The 21,109-nt window shown below is 74.2% G+C and carries 16 protein-coding genes and 1 pseudogene; 11 read left to right on the top strand and 6 right to left on the bottom strand.

Features of this window, described 5'->3' with window-relative positions; genetic code table 11:
• Nucleotides 1–3 precede the first annotated feature (3 nt).
• The 3 genes from ACFY7C_RS15945 (at nt 4) to mug (ending at nt 2,889) form a co-directional block, all read left to right on the top strand.
• A complete protein-coding gene (locus ACFY7C_RS15945; protein WP_389649861.1) occupies nt 4–792 on the top strand; it encodes an SGNH/GDSL hydrolase family protein in 789 nt (262 codons plus the stop codon).
• Nucleotides 793–865: 73 nt separating this feature from the next.
• The gene (purB, locus tag ACFY7C_RS15940; RefSeq protein ID WP_389649858.1) at nt 866–2,308 is read left to right on the top strand and encodes an adenylosuccinate lyase; all 1,443 of its coding nucleotides are present in this window, start codon (nt 866–868) and stop codon (nt 2,306–2,308) included.
• Complete coding sequence (gene mug, locus ACFY7C_RS15935) at nt 2,305–2,889, top strand: G/U mismatch-specific DNA glycosylase (protein WP_389652676.1); 585 nt, start codon at nt 2,305–2,307, stop codon at nt 2,887–2,889. The genes purB and mug overlap by 4 nt, the downstream gene beginning before the upstream one ends.
• 68 nt (nt 2,890–2,957) lie before the next feature.
• Here mug and ACFY7C_RS15930 read toward each other — a convergent pair whose 3' ends face one another.
• Entirely contained in the window at nt 2,958–4,094 is a 1,137-nt protein-coding gene (locus ACFY7C_RS15930) for a barstar family protein (RefSeq protein WP_389649855.1), read from the bottom strand.
• A gap of 94 nt (nt 4,095–4,188) precedes the next feature.
• Entirely contained in the window at nt 4,189–4,557 is a 369-nt protein-coding gene (locus ACFY7C_RS15925; RefSeq protein ID WP_389649852.1) for a hypothetical protein, read from the bottom strand.
• 164 nt (nt 4,558–4,721) lie between these two features.
• Between ACFY7C_RS15925 and ACFY7C_RS15920 the strand changes: the two genes are divergently transcribed.
• Nucleotides 4,722–5,879 (top strand): ROK family transcriptional regulator, encoded by a 1,158-nt coding sequence (locus tag ACFY7C_RS15920; protein WP_389649849.1) that lies wholly within the window; start codon nt 4,722–4,724, stop codon nt 5,877–5,879.
• Between the two features lie 308 nt (nt 5,880–6,187).
• Here ACFY7C_RS15920 and ACFY7C_RS15915 read toward each other — a convergent pair whose 3' ends face one another.
• On the bottom strand, nt 6,188–6,928 hold the full coding sequence (locus ACFY7C_RS15915) for a GntR family transcriptional regulator (RefSeq protein ID WP_389649846.1): 741 nt from the start codon (nt 6,926–6,928) through the stop codon (nt 6,188–6,190).
• A gap of 304 nt (nt 6,929–7,232) precedes the next feature.
• Nucleotides 7,233–8,114 carry an RNA polymerase sigma factor SigJ gene (gene sigJ / locus ACFY7C_RS15910; protein WP_389649843.1) on the bottom strand — a complete coding sequence of 294 codons (882 nt, stop codon included), beginning with the start codon at nt 8,112–8,114 and terminating at the stop codon, nt 7,233–7,235.
• 140 nt (nt 8,115–8,254) lie between these two features.
• Here sigJ and ACFY7C_RS15905 point away from each other — a divergent pair, with 140 nt between their 5' ends.
• Nucleotides 8,255–9,178 (top strand): alpha/beta fold hydrolase, encoded by a 924-nt coding sequence (locus ACFY7C_RS15905; RefSeq protein ID WP_389649840.1) that lies wholly within the window; start codon nt 8,255–8,257, stop codon nt 9,176–9,178.
• Between the two features lie 33 nt (nt 9,179–9,211).
• Here ACFY7C_RS15905 and ACFY7C_RS15900 read toward each other — a convergent pair.
• Nucleotides 9,212–10,126 (bottom strand): annotated as a pseudogene (locus ACFY7C_RS15900) (DMT family transporter); the annotation flags it as partial.
• 135 nt (nt 10,127–10,261) lie between these two features.
• Here ACFY7C_RS15900 and ACFY7C_RS15895 point away from each other — a divergent pair.
• From ACFY7C_RS15895 to ACFY7C_RS15875, 5 genes are all read left to right on the top strand, one after another.
• On the top strand, nt 10,262–11,776 hold the full coding sequence (locus tag ACFY7C_RS15895) for a PLP-dependent aminotransferase family protein (RefSeq protein WP_389649837.1): 1,515 nt from the start codon (nt 10,262–10,264) through the stop codon (nt 11,774–11,776).
• Nucleotides 11,777–12,007: 231 nt separating this feature from the next.
• Nucleotides 12,008–13,603 carry an alkaline phosphatase D family protein gene (locus ACFY7C_RS15890; RefSeq protein ID WP_389649834.1) on the top strand — a complete coding sequence of 532 codons (1,596 nt, stop codon included), beginning with the start codon at nt 12,008–12,010 and terminating at the stop codon, nt 13,601–13,603.
• 104 nt (nt 13,604–13,707) lie between these two features.
• Complete coding sequence (locus ACFY7C_RS15885) at nt 13,708–15,096, top strand: SWIM zinc finger domain-containing protein (protein ID WP_389649831.1); 1,389 nt, start codon at nt 13,708–13,710, stop codon at nt 15,094–15,096.
• The gene (locus ACFY7C_RS15880; protein ID WP_389649828.1) at nt 15,093–17,777 is read left to right on the top strand and encodes a DUF6493 family protein; all 2,685 of its coding nucleotides are present in this window, start codon (nt 15,093–15,095) and stop codon (nt 17,775–17,777) included. The genes ACFY7C_RS15885 and ACFY7C_RS15880 overlap by 4 nt, the downstream gene beginning before the upstream one ends.
• 85 nt (nt 17,778–17,862) lie before the next feature.
• Entirely contained in the window at nt 17,863–19,299 is a 1,437-nt protein-coding gene (locus ACFY7C_RS15875; RefSeq protein WP_389652673.1) for a GNAT family N-acetyltransferase, read from the top strand.
• A gap of 40 nt (nt 19,300–19,339) precedes the next feature.
• On the opposite strand, the gene ACFY7C_RS15870 is transcribed toward ACFY7C_RS15875, so the two are convergent.
• The gene (locus ACFY7C_RS15870; protein ID WP_389649825.1) at nt 19,340–20,530 is read right to left on the bottom strand and encodes a trans-sulfuration enzyme family protein; all 1,191 of its coding nucleotides are present in this window, start codon (nt 20,528–20,530) and stop codon (nt 19,340–19,342) included.
• Between the two features lie 60 nt (nt 20,531–20,590).
• On the opposite strand from ACFY7C_RS15870, the gene ACFY7C_RS15865 reads away from it, so the two are divergent.
• Nucleotides 20,591–21,088 carry an Lrp/AsnC family transcriptional regulator gene (locus tag ACFY7C_RS15865; RefSeq protein WP_389649822.1) on the top strand — a complete coding sequence of 166 codons (498 nt, stop codon included), beginning with the start codon at nt 20,591–20,593 and terminating at the stop codon, nt 21,086–21,088.
• Nucleotides 21,089–21,109 lie beyond the last annotated feature (21 nt).

The following is a 21,109-nucleotide window of genomic DNA, read 5'->3' as shown; positions in this document are numbered from 1 at the left end:
GCCATGGAGATCAATGCCACCTACACCAGTCTCGTCGCCGTGGGCGACAGCTTCACCGAGGGTATGTCGGACCTGAACCCGGACGGTTCTTACCGGGGCTGGGCCGATGTCCTCGCCGGCCGGCTGGCCGCCCGCACGCCCGGCTTCCGGTACGCGAACCTGGCCGTGCGCGGCAAGCTCATCGGCCAGATCGTCGAGGAACAGGTGGACGCGGCGGCGGCGATGGAGGCCGACGTGGTGACCCTGGTCGGCGGGCTCAACGACACCCTGCGGCCCAAGTGCGACATGGGACGGGTGAAGGCCCTGCTCGGCGAGGCCGTCGAGCGGCTCGCCCCCTCCTGCGGGCAGCTGGTCCTCATGCGCAGCCCCGGCCGCAACGGCCCCGTCATGGAGCGCTTCCGGCCGCGCATGGAGGAGCTCTTCGCGTACGTGGACGAGCTCGCCGCCCGGCACGGCGCCCTGGTGGTCGACCTGTACGGCGCCCCGGCGCTCGGCGACCCTCGCCTGTGGGACGTGGACCGGCTGCACCTCACCACGGAGGGGCACCGGCGGGTGGCCGAGGCGGTCTGGCAGAGCCTGGGCCTGCCGGCCGAGGAGGACTGGCGCGCCCCGCTGCCGGCGGTGCTGCCCCCGGGCTGGGCCACCCGCAGGGTCGCCGACGCCCGCTTCGCCCGACAGCACCTGGTCCCCTGGATCGGCCGCCGCCTCACCGGCCGCTCCTCGGGCGACGGCCGCGCCCCCAAGCGCCCGGAGCTGCTGCCCTACGAGCCGCTCGCGCAGGAGGTGCGGTGACGCGCGTCTCGTAGCAAGCTCCAGCCCGGACCCTGGCGCTGGCCTGCAGAAATCGCCAGTAGAATCTGGACACGTGACTGCTGCGACTGCGAAGCCCCGCATCCCCAACGTCCTGGCCGGCCGCTACGCCTCCGCGGAGCTCGCCGTCCTCTGGTCCCCCGAGCAGAAGGTGAAGCTGGAGCGGCAGCTCTGGCTGGCCGTGCTGCGTGCGCAGAAGGACCTCGGGATCGAGGTGCCGGACACCGCCCTCGCCGACTACGAGCGGGTGCTCGACCAGGTCGACCTCGGCTCCATCGCGGAGCGCGAGAAGGTCACCCGGCACGATGTGAAGGCCCGCATCGAGGAGTTCAACGCCCTCGCCGGTCACGAGCACGTCCACAAGGGCATGACCTCGCGCGACCTCACCGAGAACGTCGAGCAGCTCCAGATCCGGCTGTCCCTGGAGCTCATGCGGGACCGCACGGTCGCCGTCCTCGCCCGCCTCGGCAAGCTCTCCGGCGAGTACGCGGAGCTGGTCATGGCCGGCCGCTCGCACAACGTCGCCGCCCAGGCCACCACCCTCGGCAAGCGCTTCGCGACGGCGGCCGACGAGCTGCTCGTCGCCTACACGCGCCTTGAGGACCTCCTCGGGCGCTACCCGCTGCGCGGCATCAAGGGCCCGGTCGGCACCGCCCAGGACATGCTCGACCTGCTCGGCGGTGACGCCTCGAAGCTGGCCGACCTCGAGCAGCGGATCGCCGGGCACCTGGGCTTCGCGCACGCCTTCACCTCGGTCGGCCAGGTCTACCCGCGCTCGCTGGACTACGACGTGGTCACCACCCTGGTGCAGCTGGCCGCCGCCCCGTCGTCGATCGCCAAGACGATCCGCCTGATGGCGGGCCACGAGCTGGTCACCGAGGGCTTCAAGCCCGGCCAGGTCGGCTCCTCGGCGATGCCGCACAAGATGAACACCCGCTCCTGCGAGCGCGTCAACGGCCTGATGGTCATCCTGCGCGGTTACGCGTCGATGACCGGCGAGCTCGCGGGCGACCAGTGGAACGAGGGCGACGTCTCCTGCTCGGTGGTCCGCCGGGTGGCCCTGCCCGACGCGTTCTTCGCCCTGGACGGTCTGCTGGAGACCTTCCTGACCGTGCTCGACGAGTTCGGCGCCTTCCCGGCCGTCGTGGCCCGCGAGCTGGACCGCTACCTGCCGTTCCTGGCGACCACCAAGGTCCTCATGGGCGCGGTCCGCGCCGGCGTGGGCCGCGAGCTCGCGCACGAGGCCATCAAGGAGAACGCGGTGGCCTCGGCGCTCGCCATGCGCGAGCAGGGCGCCGAGCGCAACGAGCTCCTCGACAAGCTGGCCGCCGACGAGCGGATCCCCCTGGACCGCGAGCAGCTGGACGCGCTGATGGCCGACAAGCTGTCCTTCACCGGTGCCGCCGCCGACCAGGTCGCCGCCGTCGTCTCCCGTATCGAGGAGATCGTCAAGCAGCACCCGGAGGCCGCCGGCTACACCCCCGGATCGATCCTCTGACCGGAACCACCCGGTTCTCCCCCGAGGAGCTCCAGGCCGCCCGCGACCGCCTCGTCCCCGATGTGGTCACGGGCGGCCTTTCGGTCCTCCTGTGCGGGATCAACCCGGGTCTGATGACGGCGGCGACCGGCCACCACTTCGCCCGTCCCGGCAACCGCTTCTGGCCGGTGCTGCATCTGTCCGGTCTCACCCCCCGGCAGCTCGCCCCGGCCGAGCAGTCCGAACTCCTCGCGTACGGCCTCGGCATCACCAATGTGGTGGCCAGGGCGACCGCGCGGGCCGACGAACTCACCGCCGAGGAGTACCGGGAGGGCGGGCGGATCCTCACGGAGAAGGTGCGGCGACTCGCCCCGCGCTGGCTCGCGGTCGTCGGCGTCACCGCGTACCGCACGGCCTTCGGCGACAAGAAGGCCGCCGTGGGCCCGCAGGAGCGCACGATCGAGGGCCCGCACGGCACCACCCGCCTCTGGGCCCTGCCCAACCCGAGCGGTCTGAACGCGCACTGGACGGCACAGACCATGGCGGAGGAGTTCGCCCGTCTGCGCGAGGCGGCGGGCCTGCCGGACCGACGGCTCGCCTAGGCCGGGAGGTCGCGTCGCCCTCGTTGCTCCGGGTACCGAGGGCTCCGAGGGCTCCGAGGGGCGGCGGTTCACCGGAGGACGACCGTGACGCCCCGCCGTTCGAGGAGTCGCACGATCTCCTCGAAGTAGGTGAGCCGCCCTTCCGGGTCCTCCACGACCTCCGCGAGCGCCCGGCGGGCGACATCGGCGTCGTGCCAGACCAGGGTGAAGGGCGGCGCCACCCCGAAGCCCCCGCCCAGACAGTCCTTGAAGGCGTTCCACTCCCGGCCGAAGTAGCGGCCCGGCCCGAGCAGCGCCTCGGCGATCGCGCAGTGCAGCCCGGGGACGTCCGTCACGAACCTGCCGTCGAGGTGATGCTCACCGCCGGACCGGTCCGGACCGGACAGGGGCGCCCTCCATCCCCGGGTCGTGAGCTCCAGCCACTCGGCCCTGCCCCGCGCGTCGTACGGCGCCCAGGTGTGGGGCTCCGTCGGCGCGCCCTCGTACCACTTCTCCCATACCGGGCGGACCGCCGGCGACGGCCGGTCGTCACCGCCGTCGGTGAGGGTGACGTCCTCGAGCCCGTCACCGAGGACGGACGGCCGCGCTCCCGAGACGTCCAGACCCACGGGTCGGGAGGCCATCACCGCACCGTGACGGTCCAGGACCAGCAGATCGGCCCAGCCCCGAGCCCAGCGGCGCGGTCGCTGGGTCCCCTCGAGCAGCGGCTCCACGGCCTCGCAGCCGATCAGTTCCAGCGGCACGGGGGCCGGATCGGCCCGTGGCCCGAACAGGCCCTCGACATCCGTGCAGCGACCCATGGGGGCCGCCGCCACCGTCGTCCCCGCGAAGAGGTCGAACCGCGGCGCCTCCAGCCGTGCGAGCCAGGTGTCGTCGTTCCTGACGCCGGCACCGAGCACGATGTCGTGGCGCGCCGGGTCGTCGGGGTGGGGCCGGTGCGCCACGACCACCGCGTCGACGAGGGTCCACCACTGCACGGAGTCGTCACCGTCCAGGACCTCGACGGACACGTCGCCCAGGCCACGGGGCAGCAGGCCGGGCTCGGCGAGGGCGTCCCTCAGCGGACCTTCGGGACGGCAGCCGCGCAGGATGAGGACCTCGCGCGGCAGCGGAACCGGCTCGACGAACAGCCCCTCGACGCCCGCACACCTCCCCCAGAGCCGCTCCACCCCGTCCTCGTCCTCCTGGACCAGGAGGTACTTCACCGGGAACTCCCGGTCCCACCCCGTGTGATCCTCGACCCGCACCCGACCCCCGCACCTATGACCAGCATCGACGGCCCCTACGATACGAAAGGCCTCAGGGCGGATCGACGGCGGTGACGCAGAGGAGGATCCGGTAGGCGTCCTCCGCCGCACGGACGACTCCGAGGGCTATCCACCGGCCGTCCGCGCGCCACAGCTCGACATCGGGGACGGCCTCGCCGAGCAGGTCCCAGGGGGCGGGTATGTGCTCGCCCCGTCCGGCGCGCAGCGACAGCGTGCCGAGGCCGAGACGGTCCGGTGGGCCCCACCGGGCCGCGAGCAGCTGGGCGAGGGCCGTCCGCTCCGCCTCCGTCTGCTCCTCGGAGGGGTCGGCGGCGGCTAATTCGGCCAGGTGGTGCCCGCTGTCGCGGAACGGGCGTCCGCGCAGCAGGTCGAGAGTGGCGACGTGCCGTGCCAAGGTCATGCGTCCCAGTAAAGCGGGCAGCACTGACAGTTGGTGCCCCGTCAGCTCTCCGGTCGGCCACCGGACCGCGCGGCGGGGTCACGCGGCCGCCGGGCGGCGCTCGCCGCCCACCGGTCCATTGAGTAACATCCGGCCAAAGAGGCCACGAGCTGGGAGGACACAGGGTGGGGCGGCTGACCGGCGGGGATCCATCGCTGCTGCGGCGGATCAACTCCGCGGTGGTACTCCATGCGCTGCGGAGCTCCGACGCGCTCACACTCACGGATCTGACCCGGATCACCGGCCTTTCCCGGCCGACGGTCGAGGGGGTGACCGAGGGTCTCATCGAGGGCGGTCTCGTCGTCGAGGCGGCGCCCGAGGAGGGCGAGACCCGGCGACAGGGCCGGCCGGCCCGGAGGTTCCGCTTCCGTGCCGAGGCGGGGCACCTGCTGGGGGTCGAGATCGGGCCGCACCGGGTCGCCGCGCTGATCTCCGGCCTGGACGGGCGGATCATCGGAGCCGGTTCGCGCGAGGTCGCGGAAACCGCCCCGGCGGACGAGCGTCTCGACCGGGTTCGGACCGTGGTGGCCGACGTGCTGCGCAGGACCGGCGTGCCGCGGGCGAACCTGCGGGCGGTCGGCGTCGGCACCCCGGGCATCGTGGAGGCGGACGGAACGGTCCGGCTGGGCACGGCGCTGCCCGGCTGGACGGGTCTGGCGCTCGGCGAACGGCTGCGGCGGTCGTTCCGCTGCCCGGTGATCGTGGAGAACGACGCCAACGCGGCCGCGGTCGCGGAGCACTGGAAGGGCGCGGCGACCGATTCCGACGACATCGTGTTCGTGCTCGCCGGCCTGAGCCCGGGCGCCGGTTCGCTGATCGGCGGGCGGCTGCACCGCGGCTACGGCGGCGCGGCCGGCGAGATCGGCGCGCTGCACCTGCTCGGCCGGGGCGTCACCCCGGAGCATCTGCTCTCGACGACGGACGAGCCGCTGCACCCGCTGGACGAGCAGGCGGTGGCGGAGGTCTTCGCCCTGGCCAAGGGCGGTGACGAGGGGGCCCGGGCGGCCGTGGAGCGGTTCATCCAGCGCCTGGTGCACGACGTGGGGGCGCTGGTGCTGGCGCTCGACCCGGAGCTGGTCGTGATCGGCGGCTGGGCGGCCGGACTGGACGGCGTGCTGCAGCCGCTGCGCGACGAGCTGGCCCGGTTCTGTCTGCGGCCGCCGCGGGTGGTGCTGTCGATGCTGGGCGAGGCGGCGGTGGGCACGGGCGCGCTGCGGCTGGCACTCGAGCACGTGGAGGAGCAGCTGTTCGCCGTGGACGGCACGGTGACGGCCCGCCGCTGAGGCGCGGGGCGGTTCGGGACGACGACGGCCGGGGCCCGCCTCACGGCTCACGGCTCACGGCCGCGTGCCCGAGCACGCCGACGCGGGCGGAGTCGACGACGTACGGGACGTGGCCGCGTATCCGACTACGAGACGCGCCCGCGTATCCGAGAGACGTGGCCGCGTCTCCGGGGCGCGGCGGCCGGTGGCACGACGACCGGGCCTGTGCACGCGACCGAACGGCGCCGGGCGCCGATGACGACGGCCCCGGGCGTGTGCCCGGGGCCGTGGCCGTCGTCGTCAGCCGTACGTACGGGAACTCCCGCGGGTCAGGAGGCCATCGCCAGGTCGCCGGAGTCGCCGAAGGTGAGCCGGCAGGTGTCGGCGCGGTAGGTGGCCACCGAGACGGCGGCGGTGCGGCCCTCGGAGAGGTAGCGCGTGGTGACGACGAGGACCGGGGCGCCGGGCAGGCGGTCCAGCTCCTTGGCGTCGTCGGCGCGGGCGGAGCCCAGTTCGACCGAGCGGTCCTGGCCGTCGAGGGCGAGTCGCCGCAGTTCCCGCAGGACGGCCCGGGCGCGGGCCGGTCCGTCGGAGGCGTCGGGCTCGTCGAGGCCGGGCACCGAGTCCGCGGGCACGTAGAGCAGTTCGGCCGCGACGGGCTGTCCCTCGGTGACGCGGAGCCGGCGCACGATGTGCACGTGCTCGGTGGGGTCGATGTCGAGGAGGCGGGCGACGGCGGCGGGTGCCGTGTCGTCGGCGGAGTCGACGGACTGCCAGGTGTCCTCGCCCACGCCGGGCCAGGAGTGCTGGGTGGTGGAGACGTCGACGCCGACACGGGGCGGGGCGACGGTGGTGCCGACGCCGCGGCGGCGCTGCAGGCGGCCTTCCAGCTCCAGCTGCTCCAGGGCCTGCCGGAGGGTGGCACGGGCGACGCCGAAACGGGCGGCCAGCTCACGCTCGTTGGGCAGGATCTCACCGACCGCGAAGTCCGAGTCGAGGGCTTCGCCGATCACGGTCTTGAGGTGCCAGTACTTCGGCTCCGGCACTGTGTCGAGCTGCGTGGTCCCCACCCTGATCCTCCGCACATTCGCCGTGTCCCGCGGCGTTTCCGCGCCCTTGTTTATTAAAGGTTCCTGCACTAACTCTGCGACCATAAGGCTGGACGCACCCTTGGTCAAGACCAATCCTGCGTCCAGGGCCCCCGAATGTGACCCTCTGCCCTGGATCGTTCACACGACGTTCGCGGTCCGGCCGCGAGGCGCCGAGCGGTGAACCGCCGGCAGCACGAAGCCCCGCCTCCGGGACGGAGACGGGGCGACGGCGTCGGTCGAGGGTGGTCAGGCGAGACGGAGGGTCAGGCGATACGGAGGGAGGTCAGGCGAGTCCGAGGCTCAGCAGCTTGTCGGGGTTGCGCACGATGTAGACGCAGGCGATCCGTCCCTCGCGGATGTCGATCTGGAGAACCGAGTCGACCCTGCCGCCGGCCAGCACGAGCAGCGCAGGAGCGCCGTTGATCTCCTGGTGGCGGACCTCGTAGGCGTGCTCGGCACCGTCGGAGACGGCGACCATGAAGCGGCCGATCTTCTCGGCGTTCTCCAGGATCCGCAGCGGGGCCTTGGCCTTGCCGCCGCTGTCGCCGACCAGCCGCACGTCGGGCGCGAGCAGGGCGAGCAGGCCCTCCATGTCCCCGCTCGACGCGGCGGCGAGGAACCGGTCGGTGAGGTCTCGGCGTTGGACGGGGTCGACGTCGTAGCGCGGGCGGCCCTCGTCGACGTGCTTGCGGGCGCGGCCGGCGAGCTGCCGGACGGCGGCCTCGCTGCGGTCGAGCGTGGCCGCGATCTCGGCGAACGGGAAGCCGAAGGCCTCGCGCAGCACGAACACCGCGCGCTCCAGCGGCGAGAGGGATTCGAGGACGACGAGGAGGGCGAGCGAGACGGAGTCTGCGAGCACCGCGCGCTCGGCCGTGTCGGGCACGGCGGGCCCGAAGTCGGTGACGATCGGCTCGGGCAGCCAGGGGCCCACGTACGACTCGCGGCGGGACTGGGCCTGGCGCAGCCGGTCGATGGCGAGCCGGGTGGTGATCCGTACGAGGAAGGCGCGGGGTTCCCGGACGTCGCCGCGGTCGTCCGCGGACCAGCGCAACCAGGCTTCCTGCACCACGTCCTCGGCGTCGGCGACGCGTCCGAGCATGCGGTAGGCGACGCCGGTGAGCAGGGGGCGGTGTTCTTCGAACACGTCGGTCGGATCGGTCGGCATCGGGGTCAGCGTCTCGGGCGGCACTCCCCCATCCCATCCGACACGGCGGTCCGTGTCCAGTTGCGACCGTACGTCTTGAACTCGACTCTACTCACCGGTAATTCTTGCTGACAGGGTGTCTCAAGACGACAGGAGCAGCCATGTCCGCACAGATCTCGTTCGCCGTGGAGTCCCCGGCCGGGCCCCGCACGGTCACCCTGACGTACGAGCGGCGGGGTGCGGGCGAACCGCTGCTGCTGCTCCACGGGATAGGCCATCACTGGCAGGCCTGGGAGCCGGTGCTCGACGTCCTCGCCACCGAGCGGGACGTCGTCGCGGTCGACCTGCCCGGCTTCGGCACCTCCCCGGCGCTGCCGGAGCCGCTGGCCTACGACCTGGGGACGGTGGTGCCGGTCCTGGGCGCCTTCTGCGCCGCCCTCGGCTTCGAACGGCCGCACGTGGCGGGCAACTCGCTCGGCGGGCTGCTCGCCCTGGAGCTCGGCCGCGAGAGGCTGGTGCGCTCGGTCACCGCCCTCTCGCCCGCCGGCTTCTGGTCGGAGGGCGAACGGCGGTACGCGTTCACGACGCTGCGCGCGATGCGGGGCGCGGCGCTCGCGATGCCGGTGCCGATGATCGAGCGACTGTCACGCAGCGCGGCCGGCCGCACCGCGCTGACCAGCACCATCTACGCCCGTCCCGGCCGCCGTTCACCCGAGGCGGCGGTCGCCGAGACGCTCGCCCTGCGCGGGGCGACCGGCTTCCACCAGACCCTGGCCGCCGGCCGGAACGTACTGTTCACCGACGACGTCCCCGCCGTGCCCGTGACCGTGGCCTGGGGCAGCCGGGACCGGCTGCTGCTGCGCCGTCAGGGCGTGCGCGCCAAGCACACCCTGCCGGGCGCCCGGCTGGTCCGCCTGCCCGGCTGCGGTCATGTCCCCATGAACGACGATCCCGCGCTCGTGGCCCGGGTGATTCTGGACGGCAGCGTCCGAAGTGCCGACGGTGTCGGCGGTGTCGGCGGTGTCGGCAAGGGCACGGGTGTCGGCGCCGACGCCGACGCCGGCAGCACTGTCGGTGCCGGCTGATCCAGGGCCGGTCTGAACGCTGAGACCAACCGGAGCGCGGCGAGCGGCCTGGGCGCGGCGACCGTCGGCCACGGTCCTCGGGCCGAACAGGCCCGTGCCCAGGGCCGCCCCGGCCCCCACCAGCAGGCCGCCGACGGCCTGCGGCAGGCCGAAGGAGCCGTGCCCGACGGCGACGGCGGTCAGCGCGGCGGCCACCGGGATCGCTCCGGTGAACAGGGTGGCCCGCTCCATGCCGATCCGCTGGGCGCCCATGTAGAAGAGGACGAATCCCACGACGGTCGCGAGGGCCGCCTGCCACACCAGGGCGCCGGCCTCCACCGCGGTCGGCGTCCGCAGGGCGGCCGTGCCGTCCACGATCAGCCCCGCCACCGCCGACTCGACGGCCGCGATGCCGCACACCACCGCGGTGAGCAGCTTCGGGCCCAGCGGGCGCAGCACCGGCACCGCGAGGACGGTGAAACCGACCTCGCCCGCCAGGGCCGCCACCGACCAGCCGAGACCGGCCAGGTCGGTGCGGCCCCACCCCTGCACGGTGAAGGCGCCCGCGGCGACCAGCAACGCCCCGTACAGCACCGGTCGAGTGGGCCTGCGCCCCTCCGCCAGCGGCACCAGAACGGCGACCACGACGGGTGCGCAGCCGACCAGGACGCCGGGGACGGCGGGTTCCGCGGTGCGCTCGGCGGCGAGGACGGCGAGGTTGAACCCGACCATGCCGACGGCGGCGAGCACGGCGAGCCGCAGCCATTGCCGGGCGGTCAGGGCGCGGAGCCGACCGAGCCCGGCCCGGCCGATCAGGGGCAGCAGGAGCAGACAGGCGGCGCCGTAGCGCAGGGCCTGCCCGCCCGCGTACGGGTAGTCGCCGAGCAGGCTGTTGGCGGTGAAGGAGGCACCGACGAGGGCGTAGGCGACGGTCACGAGGAGCGCGCCGCGCAGGGAGTTCGCGTTCATGCCCCCGACGCTAGAAACCGGGCGGCCTTCTTTTGAGGTCCACTTGTGTGCCGTCTTCGGGGACCACTCCACGCAGGCCCGTCCTGCGGCGGGAGCCTAGGCTCATGCCGATGGCACGGGGAGGGGACCACGGACATGCGGACCGAGGACATGGAGACCGAGGACATCCGGACCGGGGGCACGCGGACCGGGGGCACACGGACCGGGGACACGCGGACCGGGGGCACACGGACCGGGGGCACACGCGCCGAGGACACGCGCGGGCAGCCGGCGTGGGAGCTGCTGCTGCCCGCGGCGTCGGCTCCGGCGCGGCAGCGCGGCCGGTCGCTTCAGGAGTCGCTGCGGGACGCGGTGCGGACGGGGCGGCTCGCGCCCGGCACCCGGCTGCCGTCGACCCGTGAACTCGCCGCCGACCTGGGCGTCTCGCGGGGCCTGGTGACCGAGGCGTACGAGCAGCTCACGGCCGAGGGGTATCTGCGCAGCGACCGGGGCTCGGGCACCTGGGTCGGCGAGGCCACGCGCGCCGCGGCGGCGCCCGGCGTACGGGATCTCGCGCCGCGCGCACCCGGTGTTCGGGTGGACTTCCATCCGGGAACGCCCGATCTGGCCCTCTTCCCGCGGTCCGCCTGGGGAGCCGCCCAGCGCGCCGTCCTCTCGGAGCTCCCGCACCGCCAGCTCGGCTATCCGGACCCCCGCGGCCTGCCGGAGCTCCGGGCGGCGCTCGCCGGACTCCTCGCGCGCCGGCGCGGGGTGGTGGCCGACCCCGAACGCCTGGTGGTGTGCTCGGGAGTGGCTCAGGCCTCGACTCTGCTCGGCTTCGCGCTCCGCTCGCGCGGACTGGGCGCGGTGGGGATCGAGGATCCCGGGAGCCCCGAGCACGGCCGGCTGTTCGCCGCGACCGGTCTGGAGACGGTGTGGCTGCCCATCGACGAGGAGGGCCTCGTGCCGGGTCCCCTGGTGGCGTCCGGGGTGCGGGCGGTGGTGGTGACGCCCTCGCACCAGTTCCCGTCGGGGATCTCCTACGCGGCACGACGCCGGGCCGAACTGCTCGACTGGGCCCGGTCGGTGGACGGCTTCGTCCTGGAGGACGACTACGACGGCGACTTCCGGTACGACCGCGCTCCGGTCGGCGCCCTGCAGGGGCTCGACCCCGAGCGGGTCGCCTACGCCGGCTCGGTCAGCAAGTCCCTCGCGCCGGGGCTCCGCCTGGGCTGGCTGCTGGTGCCCGAGGCCCTTCTCGGGGAGGTCGTGGAACGCAAGCGCACCATGGACCTCGGCAATCCGGCCCTCGACCAGGCGGTGCTCGCCCGCTTCGTGACGGGCGGCGGCTACGACCGGCAGCTGCGCCGCTGCCAGCGCGCCTACCGGGAGCGCCGGGACGCCCTGGTCACGGCCCTGGAACGGCACTTCCCCGGCACCGAGGTGAGCGGCATCGCCGCCGGACTGCACATCATCGCGCGCGTGCCGCCGGAGCACGGACCCACGGCCCGCTTCCTGGAGCGGGCCGCGGCGGCGGGCGTGGCCCTGCGCCCCCTGGAGGACTACGGCACGGCCCGCCCGGCCGACGGCGCGGTACGCCTGGTCATCGGCTACGCGCACCTGACGCCGACGGAGATCGCACTGGGGGTGCGGCTCCTCGCGGAGGCGTAGGCGGAGGGGGAGGCGTGCGCGCCCGCGTAGCGCCCGCCCGCAGGCGTACGGACGGAGGCCGCCCGCCCGCAGACGTACGGACGGAGACGTATGGACCGGGCGTAGGAGACGTCCGCGCCGGGCGCAAGTGGTCCGGCGCGCGCCGTTGTTCACTCCGGGTTCGGCTCCCCGCCTTTCCCGGGCGCTAGGCATGAGGCGGTCCGACCCCGCCCACGCCTTGGAGGCGCCTCGATGTCCCCGTCCACCCCCGGTCCGTCTCCCGCCCGCCGTAGCGTCCTGCGCGGATCGCTCGCCGCGTCCGCCGCCGCCCTGACGGCCGGCGGGGGCGTGTTCGCGAGCCCGGCGTTCGCGCGCTCGGGGCGGCCGACGGCCGCCTGGGGCGTGCAGACCGGAGACGTCACCGCGCACTCGGGTCTGGTGTGGGTCCGTTCGGACCGGCCGGCCCGGATGATCGTGGAGACCTCGTCGAGCGAGTCGTTCCGCCGGGTCCGCCGCCATCACGGTCCGCTCCTGGGCCCCGGTTCGGACTTCACCGGAACCACCGCGCTGCGCGGGCTGCCGCCCGGCGAGCAGATCCACTACCGGGTCACGCTCGCCGATCCCGACGACCCGCGCCGTACCGGCGAGCCGGTCGTCGGCACGTTCCGCACGGCCCCGGCCAGGCGCCGGGACGGCGTACGGTTCCTGTGGTCCGGCGACATCGCCGGGCAGGGCTGGGGCATCAACCCGGACATCGGCGGCTTCCGCGCGTACGAGGAGATGCGCCGGCTCGACCCCGACTTCTTCCTGTGCAGCGGCGACACCATCTACGCGGACGGTGTGATCCAGCCCAGCGTGACCCTGCCGGACGGCCGGATCTGGCGGAACGTCACCACCCCGGAGAAGTCGAAGGTCGCCGAGACGCTGGACGAGTACCGCGGCAACTTCCGCTACAACCTGCTCGACCACAACGTGCGCGCGTTCAACGCCCAGGTGCCGTCGATCGTCCAGTGGGACGACCACGAGGTCCGCAACAACTGGTATCCCGGCCAGATCCTCGACGACCCGCGCTACACCGAGAAGGACGTCGACGTCCTCGCGGCCCGCGCCTCGCGCGCCTTCGCCGAGTACTTCCCGGTGTCCACGCTCCACGCGCGCGGCGACGGCACGCGGACCGAGGGCCGGATGCACCGGGTCGTGCGCTACGGTCCGCTGCTCGACGTCTTCGTGCTCGACATGCGCTCGTACCGGAACGCCAACTCGCCGGGCCGGCGGGCCGACGACACCACCGGCATCCTGGGCGCCGAGCAGCTGGAGTGGCTGAAGCGGGAGCTGTCCCGGTCGCGCGCGGTGTGGAAGGTGCTCGCCGCGGACATGCCGCTGGGCCTCGTGGTGCCCGACGGGTCCACGGACTTCGAGGCGATCGCGCAGGGCGACCCGGGCGCGCCGCTGGGCCGTGAGCTGCAGATCGCCGAGCTGCTGCGCTTCGTCAAGCACCGGCGGATCACCGGCACGGTGTGGCTCACCGCCGACGTCCACTACACCTCGGCTCAGCACTACGCGCCGGAGCGCGCCGTCTTCCAGGACTTCGCGCCCTTCTGGGAGTTCGTGTCGGGGCCGCTGGCCGCGGGCGGTTTCCCGGCGAACCGGCTGGACGGCACCTTCGGCCCGGAGCGGGTCTTCGTGCGGGCGCCGGAGCGGGCCAATCTGTCGCCGATGGAGAGCCCGCAGTACTTCGGCGAGGTGGACATCGACGGTGACAGCGGGGAACTGACGGTCCGGCTGCGGGCGGAGGGCGGCACGGTGCTGTTCGCCAAGGTCCTCCGGCCGGGTCTCGTCGGGCAGTGACGCCCGCCGCCGTCGGCCCGTGACGCCTGGTCAGGGGCGGGGTGCGCGGGCGCCGGCAGGGCGTGCGGGGGCGATTGTCAGTGCCGGGTCCTACGGTCGTTTCCATGACGCGATCCGTACAGGCGCTCGCCTACGCACGCCCTTCCGCGCTGGAGCCCGCGGGCTCCGGCCGGCTGCTCGGCCTGGAGACGTCCGGCGGCCTCACGCCGCGCGGCGCCGAGGCCCGTCCCCGGTTCTTCTCCGGCTTCCTCACCTCGCCGCAGGTCGCCGCGCGCGGGCTGCTGGCCGTGGCCGACGTGGCCGCGGCCCGCTACCACCAGCGGATACGGCCGGGTTCGCTGGACCCGGTGGTGACGGGGAACGGCGACCGGCTGCGCTTCGAGTCCTTCTCCGGCTGCGGCGGGGTGTACGCGCGTCTCGACGTGCTGAGCGCCGGGCTCGACGGTGCCCGGACCGGGCACGGGACGACCAACGTGGACGTCAACAACCCGCTGCGGGAGGCACTGTCCCGGCTGACGGGTGATGATCCGCTGCATCTGCGGGTCGGTCCCGAGGAGCTCGCGGTGACCACGCTCGACGGTCCGGTCGTGGAGAAGAAGGTGCCGCTGCCCGACCGCTGGCTGCGCGGCTTCGCCGAGGCGCAGGTCTCGTCCGCCGGCTTCGACCTGCGGGCGGAGCTGTCGGGGGCGGAGGCGGTCCGGTTCCTGCGCTCGCTGCCGCGGACCCAGGCGCGGGGCCGGGGCCCGATGTGGGTGGTGCCCTCCGGCCGGACACTGCGGCCCACCACCCGGCCGGTCCCGGGGGCGGTGTGCCTCGCGGGGCCGGACCGGCTGGTGGCCCTGGATCGGGTGCTGCGGCACGCGACGGCGCTGCGGGTGTACGGACCGGTGCCGGACGGCGGGCCCGCGCCGAGCGCCTGGGAGGTGGAGCTGCCCGGGATGCGGCTGACTCTGACCCTGTCGCCCGACCCGGCACGCGGTTTCTCCGGGGAGGGCGGCGTCCTGGAGGCGCTGGCCACGGAGGAGGCGGCGCAGGACGCGGAGCTGGTGTCGGTGCTGCTCGCCTGGGAGCCGCGGATCGACCTCGCCGACCTGGCCGGGCAGGCGGGTCTGTCCGTGGACCGGGTGCGGGCGGCACTGATCCGCCTGGGCACGGCGGGGCGCGTGGGGTACGACGTGGCGGAGGCCGCCTACTTCCACCGCGAGCTGCCGTACGACGCGGACCGCGCCGAGCGGCACAATCCGCGTCTGGTCGCGGCCCGGGCGCTGCTCGCGGAGGGTTCGGTGGTCCTGGACGGGGAGCTCGCCTCGGTGACCTCGGCGGAACGGCGTTACCAGGTGCGGGAGTCGGCGGACGGGCGGCTGAGCTGCACGTGTGCGTGGTGGGCGGAGTACCGGGGCCGGCGGGGCCCGTGCAAGCACGCGCTCGCGGTGCGGATGGCACGGCGCGGGGCCGTGGTGGAGATGGCGGAGACGGCGGGGGGCGTGCGATGACGGGGACGACGACGCTGGTGGAGGAGCTGCTGGAGACGGTCCGTGCGGGCCGTCACACCGCGGTGCCGGATGTCGTACGGCGGTTGGACGCGGCGGGGCGCAAGGCGGTGCTGCCGCGGCTGAAGGAGCTGCGCAAGGAGGTGCGCGGCTGGGGGGCCGACGGCCGTTGGGAGGAGCAGTGGGAGGCCCAGCGCGCGCTGCGGGTGGCCGGTGCCGGGTGTCACACGGGTGCCGCGGCCGCGGCGGCGTGGATCGGCTCCCGGGAGCTCGCCGGCTGGGGCCGGCACACGGTCGACGGCGTGCTGGAGGTGCTCGCGGACCGGGACACGGCATGGCTCGGGGATCTGGCGCAGCGCCTCGCCGAGCGTCCGGCGGTCGCCGAGGAGGAATTCCGGCTGGTGCACACGCTGGTGGCCCGCTCGGGCTGCGCGGTGCCGACCACGGAGGGGTATCTCCGGGGCTGGACACGGGAGATGACGGACAGGCGGCTCGTGGAGCGACTGCGCTCCGATCCGCAGACCCCGGTGCTCGTGCCGTACGTCCTGGAGCTGACGGAGACACCGGACCGGCTCACCTGGTCGGTCGGTCCCGAGGCGCCGACGCATTGGCCGACCGCGCTGAAGACGCTCGCCGACGAGGGGGTGATCGACCGCGCCGTGCTGGTCGACGGCTGTGTGGCCCGGCTGCTGCGCGGTGGGCGGGCGCGTGATCTGCGCTTCCCGCTGGCCCTGCTCCAGCTGGTGGGCTCGACGGACGAGGAACGGCGGAAGCGGATCCCGGACTGGCTCGGCATGGTGGCGGACGCGCCGTCGCCGGTGGCCGCGCACGCGCAGGAGGTCCTGGCTGAGCTGGCGCTCGACGGCGGGCTGCCGGTGCGGGATCTGGCGGAGATGTCCGGTTCGGTGCTGTTCCGCCCGGAGAAGAAGCTGGTGAGGGCCCAGTTGCCCTTGCTCGGCAAGGTGCTGCGGCGTGATCCGGGGGCGGCGGAGGAGCTGCTGCCGGTGGTCACGGACGCGTTCGGGCACGAGGACACGGCGATCCAGGAGCGGGCCCTGAAGCTGGTGGGCCGCCATCTGTCCGACGTACCGGACGCGCGGGTGCGGGAGGAACTGGCGGGCGCGGCGCAGCTGTTGAGCCCGGTGCACCGGGTCGCCGCGGCGGAGGTGTTCGGCACGTCCGTGGCCGTCGACGCCGGACCGTACGAGGAGGTGCTGCCGCCGGTGCCGGAGCTCCGGCCAGTGGCGCCGGCGCCGGCGACGGTCGCCGAGCTGGTCGAGGACCTGGTCGCGCTGGCGCGGCACCCTGACGAGTCCGTCGAGGACTTCGAGCGGGCCCTGGACGGTGTCGTACGGCATGCGCACCGGGACCGGGAGGCGCTGGCGGCGGCGGTGCGGGAGGCGTTCCCGGGGGCGTACTGGCTGGAGGGCCGGGACCATGTCTCCCAGGGGTCGGACGGGATCTTCACCGTGCTCGCCGCGCTGCTGGGCGTGGTGCGGGCGTCGGCGCTCGACCTCGCCCGACGGCGGCCGACCGGTGCGCCGTCCTGTGCGCACAAGGCCCTGACCCGGGCGATCGATGCCCGGGTGTGGGAGGCGGCGTGGCTGGTGGCGACCGAGGGTCCGGTGCCGTTCCTGCTCGCCACACCGACGCGTCACACGGGGGCGATCGAGCCGTCGGTGCTGGTGGAGCGGCTGCGGGAGTACCAGGACGCCGGTGTCGAGCCGCTGCCGCTCGATTTCGCGCAGGCGCTGCTGCGGGTGCGGAAGGGCGACCCCTCGGCGCCGGAGGCCGCGGCCCGGGCGGCGGCGCTCGGCACGCGAGCAGGGGCGCGGCTCGCGGACTGGCTGACGGCGGACGAGTCGCTCTCGCCCGGGCTGCGGTTCGCGGCCCGCACCGGGACCGATCACCGGTCGGGCCGGTGGTGGCTGGCGGATCGCCTGGTGGTCGCGGTGCGGGAGCGCCGGGCGATCAAGGAGGAGTTCCCGCCCGCGTTCCAGTGGTTGGGCGGGGCGCCGACCGAGATCACGCGCGGGTGCAGCGGCTATCACTGGTCGGGCCTTCAGCCGCTGTGGCCGGCGGTGCTGCCCGACGACCGGGAGACGCTCGCCGCGTGGCTGCTGCCGTCGCTGGTCGGTGGGGCGGAGTGGGACCAGCGGGACGCGGCCTGGGGGCTCACGGCGCTCGCCGAGGCCGACGGTCCGGCCGGCCCGGCCGTGCATCTGGCGCTCGCCGTCGGGCTCGGCTGCCGGCACGCGGAGGACCGGCTGACGGCCGTGGACGCGCTGCTGGTCCTGGCGTCCCGGGGCGACCTGGATGCGGCGCTGCTCGCCGAGCGCCTCACGCCGCTGGTGGTCGAGGGGACGGTGAAGCCGAACCGGCTGGCGGACGCGGCCCGTACGGCCGCCGCGACCGGGGCGTACGCGACGGTCCGGGCGGTGCTTCTGGGGCTGCTGCCGGCGCTGCTGACGGTGGAGCAGCCGCCGCGCGGGACCGGGGAGCTGGTGGCGGTGGCCGCCGAGTGCGTGGAGCGCTGCGGCGGGTCGGGGGAGATACCGGGGCTGGCGGAGACGGCGGCGCGGGCGGGTTCCGCTCAGCTGGTGGTCCAGGCGCGGCGGCTGTCGGCCGCACTCGGACACGACACCGATCGAGCGCCGTCAGAAGCGGTCGAAATCGGTCACTAGACCCCCAGATCGGCGCTTAACCCGTCAGTCACAAAGCGTTCGTGATCACGCAACACCGCTGGGTCACAGTGAGGTCATGACCGATATGACGCCCAAGCGGAACACCCTTCGCCGCCACCACTGGCGGCACGACCTGATCGAGCTCGCGGCCCTGTTCACCGCCGTGGTGGTGGCCGACACGATCGCCAAGACCATCGCCAAGGGCCCCGACGGTCCCTACCTCCTGGTGTTCTCGGCGATCGCCCTGGTGGCCACCGCCGCCTTCCACACCTGGTGGGCCCGGAGGCACAGTCATGCGCCGCCCGTCGACGATCCCGGCGGCAGCGGGAAGGCCCCGCTGCCGCCGGCCGTCGCTCCCGGCACGGACCCCACCCCCGTGGGGGACACCGCCGGGACGACTCTGTGGCGGATGCGGACCACCGTCCGGGACACCCCGGGCAGCCTGGCCGCGCTGTGCACGGTGCTCGCCCGCCACGGCGTCGACATCCTGACCCTGCAGACGCATCCGCTGGCCGAGGGCACCGTCGACGAGTTCCTGCTGCGCGCCCCCGCCGGGCTGCAGACGAGCACGCTGACCCGCGCGGTCGCCTCGGCCGGCGGCACCGACACCTGGACCGAGCGGGCCGACGCCCACGATCTCGTCGACACCCCGACCCGGGTGCTCGGGCTCGCCACCCGTACCGCGCTCGACGCGGCCGAACTGCCGCTCGCCCTGCGCCAGCTGCTCGGCCGGTGCACCATCCACTCCGTGCCGCCGGTCTCCCTCACCGGCCGCCCCACCGGTGAACCCGCGCCGGTGGAGGGCGTCCTGGAGGAGACGGTGATGCGGCTGCGCGACCCGGGCGGCGGCACCATCGTCATCGAGCGGCCCTATCTGCCCTTCACGCCCACCGAGTTCGCCCGCGCCCGCGCCCTGGTCGAGCTCGACGCCCGGCTCGGCCCGCGCGTCCCGCGCAGCCGTGACGTGTTCACCCTGCCCGAGGGCAACGAGATCACCGTCCGCCGTGCCGACCAGCGCGACCTGGCCGCCGCGCGGGCCATGCACGACCGCTGCTCCTCCCGCACCCTGGGCCTGCGCTACCACGGGCCCGTCGGCGACGCCGACCGCTATCTCGACCATCTCCTCAGCCCCCGCTACGGCCGCACCCTCGCCGTGCAGACGGCCTCGGGCAAGGTCGTCGCGCTCGGCCATCTGCTGTGGGACGGCGACGAGACGGAGGTCGCCCTCCTGGTGGAGGACGACTGGCAGCGGCGCGGCATCGGCTCCGAGCTCCTCGGCCGGCTGGTGACCCTGGCCGAGGAGGCCGGCTGCGACAGCGTCTACGCGGTGACCCAGTCGTCCAACACCGGCATGGTGGCGGCCATGCGGGCGCTGAACCTGCCCCTCGACTACCAGATCGAGGAAGGCACCCTGGTCATCACCGCCCGCCTGGCCGGCCGCCAGGCGACGACCGCGGCCCCCGCCGACGCCCACGCCGGCGCCGAGGACGCCCAGCCGAGCACCCCGTACGCGGGCCCGTAGCCGTGCCACGGCCGGGGACGCGGTCACGGCCGGGGCACGGCTACGCCCGCGCGACCCGCACCGGGCGCGGGGACTCGGCGGGCCCGGCGCTGAGCGCCTGGGTCAGGTCCCGCCACAGGTCCTCGACGTCCTCCAGGCCGACCGACATCCGCAGCAGCCGGTCGCTGATCCCGCCCGAGCGCCGGTCCGAGGCGTCCACGATGCGGTGACTGATCGAGGCCGGGTGCTGGATCAGGGTGTCGACGCTGCCGAGGCTGACCGCCGGGGTGATGAGCTTGACCCCGGCGATCACGTCGTGCGGGTCCCCATACACCTCGAAGGCGACCATCGCCCCGCCGATCCGCGGATAGTGCACGCGCGCGATCCGCGGGTCGGTGAGGAGGCGGCGGACGAGTTCGGCCGCGGTCGCCGACGCCGCCCGCACCCGCACCGGGAGCGTCGAGAGGCCGCGCAGCAGCAGATAGCCGGCGAGCGGGTGCAGCACCCCGCCGGTCGCGAACCGCACCTGCCGGAGTCCGCGGGCGAACTCCTCGTCACACGCGACGACCCCGCCCATCACGTCGCCGTGGCCGCCGAGGTACTTGGTCGCGCTGTGCAGCACGATCCGAGCGCCGAGCTCGGCGGGCCGCTGGAGCACCGGGGTGGCGAAGGTGTTGTCGACGAGCAGCGGCACCGAGCCGCAGGAGTGGGCGAGCGCCCGGATGTCGACCTCGGCGAGGGTGGGGTTGGCGGGCGACTCCACCATGACCAGGCCGGTGTCGGGACGGATCGCGTCCGCGACACCGGCCGGGTCGGTCCAGGTGACCTCGGTACCGAGCAGCCCGGCGTTCAACAGGTGGTCGCTGCACCCGTACAGCGGCCGTACCGCCACCACATGCCGCAGACCCAGGCTCGCCCGGCTCAGCAGGACGGCGCTGAGCGCCGCCATGCCACTGGCGAAGGCGACCGCCGAGTCGGTGCCCTCCAGCCGGGCCAGGGCCGTCTCGAAGCGCCCGGTGGTGGGGTTGTCGAGACGGGCGTAGACCGGCGGACCGTCCGGGCGGGCCCCGGTCGCGGCGAACTCGTCGATCCGGGCGGCCTCCGCCCGGATGTCGTACGACGGGTAGGTGGTGGACAGGTCGAGCGGCGGGGCGTGCAGGCCGAGCTCGGCGAGGTCGTCACGGCCGGCGTGCACGGCTTCGGTGGCCAGCGCCCGGGTGGGGGCGGCGAAGGCGTCCATGGAGGTGTCCATGCGCCGCACTGTGAACGAATACCGGACCGTAGCGGGAAAACGCCGTGCTACGTTCGGCCAATGGCCGATTCTGTCGTACTGGACGCGGTCGATCTGCACATTCTTCGCCTGTTGCAGAACGACGCCCGGTCCACCTACCGCGAGCTCGCCGCCGAGGTCGGGGTGGCTCCGTCCACCTGTCTGGACCGGGTGGCCCGGCTGCGCCGCACCGGCGTGATCCTCGGACACCGGCTACAGCTGAATCCGGCCAAACTCGGCCGGGGGCTCGAAGCGCTGCTGCTCGTCCAGGTCCGGCCGCACCGACGCGAACTCATCGGACCGTTCGTGGAACGGGTCCGCGCCCTGCCGGAGTCCCGGGCCCTGTTCCATCTCACCGGTCCCGACGACTACTTGGTGCACGTGGCCGTCGCCGACCCGGCCGACCTGCAGCGACTCGTCCTCGACGAGTTCACCTCGCGGCGTGAGGTGGCACGCGTGGAGACGCGGCTGATCTTCCAGCAGTGGGAGTGCGGCCCCCTGCTCCCGCCCACGCCGGGCGCTCATATGTCAGCCGACTGAGATCGGATGAGAGCCGTCGAG

It is taken from the genome of Streptomyces sp. NPDC012769 (assembly GCF_042901205.1).
In the GTDB taxonomy this organism is placed as follows: domain Bacteria; phylum Actinomycetota; class Actinomycetes; order Streptomycetales; family Streptomycetaceae; genus Streptomyces.
The sequence above is the reverse complement of the archived record's forward strand: the minus strand, read 5'-3'. Positions and strand labels throughout refer to the sequence as shown.

Excerpts from the sequence above, each read along its gene's own strand:
- ACFY7C_RS15865 (WP_389649822.1), top strand. The coding sequence starts at position 20,591 with ATGGCCGATTCTGTCGTACTGGACGCGGTCGATCTGCACATTCTTCGC.
- ACFY7C_RS15880 (WP_389649828.1), top strand. The coding sequence starts at position 15,093 with ATGACGGGGACGACGACGCTGGTGGAGGAGCTGCTGGAGACGGTCCGT.
- ACFY7C_RS15890 (WP_389649834.1), top strand. The coding sequence starts at position 12,008 with ATGTCCCCGTCCACCCCCGGTCCGTCTCCCGCCCGCCGTAGCGTCCTG.
- ACFY7C_RS15875 (WP_389652673.1), top strand. The coding sequence starts at position 17,863 with ATGACGCCCAAGCGGAACACCCTTCGCCGCCACCACTGGCGGCACGAC.
- ACFY7C_RS15895 (WP_389649837.1), top strand. The coding sequence starts at position 10,262 with ATGCGGACCGAGGACATGGAGACCGAGGACATCCGGACCGGGGGCACG.
- ACFY7C_RS15870 (WP_389649825.1), bottom strand. The coding sequence starts at position 20,530 with ATGGACACCTCCATGGACGCCTTCGCCGCCCCCACCCGGGCGCTGGCC.
- ACFY7C_RS15905 (WP_389649840.1), top strand. The coding sequence starts at position 8,255 with ATGTCCGCACAGATCTCGTTCGCCGTGGAGTCCCCGGCCGGGCCCCGC.
- sigJ (WP_389649843.1), bottom strand. The coding sequence starts at position 8,114 with ATGCCGACCGATCCGACCGACGTGTTCGAAGAACACCGCCCCCTGCTC.
- ACFY7C_RS15885 (WP_389649831.1), top strand. The coding sequence starts at position 13,708 with ATGACGCGATCCGTACAGGCGCTCGCCTACGCACGCCCTTCCGCGCTG.
- ACFY7C_RS15945 (WP_389649861.1), top strand. The coding sequence starts at position 4 with ATGGAGATCAATGCCACCTACACCAGTCTCGTCGCCGTGGGCGACAGC.
- ACFY7C_RS15925 (WP_389649852.1), bottom strand. The coding sequence starts at position 4,557 with ATGACCTTGGCACGGCACGTCGCCACTCTCGACCTGCTGCGCGGACGC.